We start from the raw sequence: 2,808 nt of genomic DNA, 5'->3' as shown, positions 1-2,808 counted from the left end.
CCGAGGCCGACCATCACGCCGGTCTTGGTGGGGATGTCCGGCGCGTAGGCCTTGGCGCGCTCGAGCAACTCGAGCGTGCGGGCGTACTTGCCGCCGCTGCGCGCCTTGCGGTAGAGGCGCGGCACCGTCTCCGTGTTGTGATTGAGCACGTCCGGCCGGGCGTCGAGCACGGTCTGCAGCTGATCGGCCTTGCCCTGGAAGTCGGGGATCAGCACCTCGATGCGGCACGAGGGCATGAGTTCCCGCGTCCGCGTGATGGTCTCGGCGAAGATGCCCGATCCGCCATCGGCGACGTCGTCGCGGTCGACCGACGTGATCACCACGTAGTTCAGCCCGAGCACCTTCACGGCATCCGCCACGCGGCGAGGTTCGTCGAGGTCGAGCGTCGCCGGCTTGCCGTGCGCCACCGCACAGTAGCCGCAGGCGCGGGTGCAGACGTCGCCCAGGATCATGAACGTCGCGGTGCCGTGGTGCCAGCACTCGCCGATGTTCGGGCAGCGGGCTTCCTCGCACACCGTGTTCAGCCCGAGGCCCCGCATCAGCTTGGTGAGGCGCAGGTAGTTCTCGGAGCCGGGCGCCTTGACCTTCAGCCACTCGGGCTTGGGCTGGCGCGGGCGAATCACGTGAAGCGGGGCGACGGTGCTCATGGGGAATGGCGGGCGCCCGGCCGGGAGCCCACCCGGTCATCGTAGCACGCGGGTCAGGCGCGGTCGGTGGCCACCGGTGCCTGCTCGGCGGCCAGTTCCCTCACGCTCCGGACCAACTGCTCGGGCCGCCACGGCTTCTGCAGGAACACCGTGTGGGGGGCGGTGGTGAGGTCGCCCGCTTCCTCCACGGTGAACCCGCTCGTCAGGAGGATCGGCAGCTCCGGCCGCCGGGCGCGCACGTGCTGGAGCACGGCCCGTCCCTGGATGCCGGGCAGCGTCAGGTCGAGCACGATGGCGGCGAACGCATCTGGCTGGGCGTCGAAGGTCGTCACGGCATCCTCGCCGGTCGGCACCTCGGTGACGGCGAAGCCGGCGCGCCGCAGTGCCACGCGCGCCACGTCGCGCACGAGGCGCTCGTCGTCGACGACGAGGATGTGTGCCGCCGGCAACTTCGCATCGGGCGTGGCCGGCGCCGGGGGCAGCGCCATGGGCTCGCGTCGCGCGACGGCCTTCGGGGGCGGCTGCAGGTCGGCCGACGGACGGGCGCACGGGAACAGCAACGTGAAGGTGGTGCCGACCGACGGCTGGCTGGCGACCAGGATCCGGCCGCCATGGCTGCGCACGATGCCCTGGACGGCGGCCAGGCCGAGGCCGCGACCCGCGGGCTTGGTGGTGTAGAAGGGGTCGAAGATGCGGGCCTGCGTGTCGGCGTCCATGCCCGACCCGTTGTCACGCACCTCGAGCCACACGTAATCGCCCGGCGTCAGCCCCAACACGCCGGGCTGGTGCGAAGTGGCGGCCTCGCCGGGCCGCAGCGTGCGCGTCCCGGCGGTGATCCGGATCTGCCCGGGACGGTCGCCAATCGCGTCGGACGCATTGGTGATCAGGTTCATCACCACCTGTCGCAACTGCGAGGGGTCGCCGGCGACGAGCGGGAGGTGCCGCGGGAAGTCGAGCGACACGGTCACGGACTTGGGAATCACCGAGCCGAGCAGTTCCCGCACTTCCTCGACCAGTCCCTCGAGCTTGACCGGCAGCACGATGAAGCGGCCGCGGCCCGAGTAGGCGAGCATCTGCGAGGTCAGCTCGCTCGCGCGCAACGCGGCGCGTTCGATGCGCTCCACATGCGGGCGTCCCGGGGCCTCGCCCGGCAGTTCGGCCAGCGCGAGGCTCGCCTCGCCGAGCACGCCCACGAGGAGGTTGTTGAAGTCGTGCGCGACACCTCCCGCCAGCACGCCGAGGCTCTCGAGCCGCTGGGCCTGCTGGATGCGCTCGTCGAGCAACCGGCGCTCCCGCTCGGCGCGTTCCCGCTCGAGCATCTCGTGGCGCAGGGCGGCCGTGCGCTCGTCGACCAGGCGCTGCAGGTGCTGCTGGTCGGCGCGGAGGCGCTCGATGCGCCAGCGCACGGCGCCGATGATGGCGAGGCCGAGCAGCCCCGTCGCGAGGGCGAGGAACCAGCGGGTTTCGTAGAAGCGGGCCGGTACGGTGAAGGTGAGCGTGCGTACGGGGCCTGGCGCCGCCCCGCGTCGCGCCCGCGCGCGCACCTCGAAGGAGTAGTCGCCCGGCGCCAGGTTGGTGAAGGCGGCGATCCGCGACGTGCCGGCGTCGATCCACGCGCTGTCGAGCCCCTTCAGGCGGTACTCGTACTGCACGGCCCGGCCGCCCATCAGGTAGGCCGCGCTGTAGGTCACTTCGAGGGTACGCGCCCGCAGCGGCGACGTGGACACCTCGTTCAGCGCCGTCGGCTGCTGGTTGACGCGGACCTGGTCGATGCCGACCTCGGGCGCCTTCTGCCTGTCGGCAATCTCGGTGGGGTCGAAGATCACCAGGCCCTCGACGGTGGCGAACCAGAGGCGGCCGTCCTTGCCCAACCAGCTCAGGGGCTGGTTGCCGTCCGTGCCGTCGCTGCCGGGCACGCCCTCTGCCCGGCCGTACTGGGTGACCGACAAAGGGCCGCCCCGGCCGTCCATGCGCGCCTGCACGTCGGTCATCCGGACCACCGCGAGGCCCTGCGACCCGGTGAGCCACAACCGTCCGAGGTTGTCCTCCATGACGTCGAAGATGACGTCGTCGGGCAGGCCATCGCGGGTGGAGACGCCCGTGATGCGTCCGTTGCGCAGGGCGAACAGGCCGCCGCCGTAGGTACCGATCCAGACCACGC

Annotated in this window: 2 protein-coding genes; both read right to left on the bottom strand. The window is 71.7% G+C overall.

Features of this window, described 5'->3' with window-relative positions:
• The coding region (locus tag ACIRDX_RS22515) for a lipoyl synthase (RefSeq protein ID WP_396627654.1) at window positions 1-647 on the bottom strand (647 nt) is incomplete at its 3' end.
• A gap of 53 nt (window positions 648-700) precedes the next feature.
• Window positions 701-2,808 (bottom strand): ATP-binding protein (locus ACIRDX_RS22510; protein ID WP_396627653.1); only part of this gene is annotated, 2,108 nt, incomplete at its 5' end.

Source organism: Luteitalea sp. (genome assembly GCF_044337415.1).
Taxonomy (GTDB): Bacteria; Acidobacteriota; Vicinamibacteria; order Vicinamibacterales; family Vicinamibacteraceae; genus Luteitalea.
Note: the sequence above shows the minus strand (reverse complement) of the source record. Positions and strands in the feature narration are given on the sequence as shown.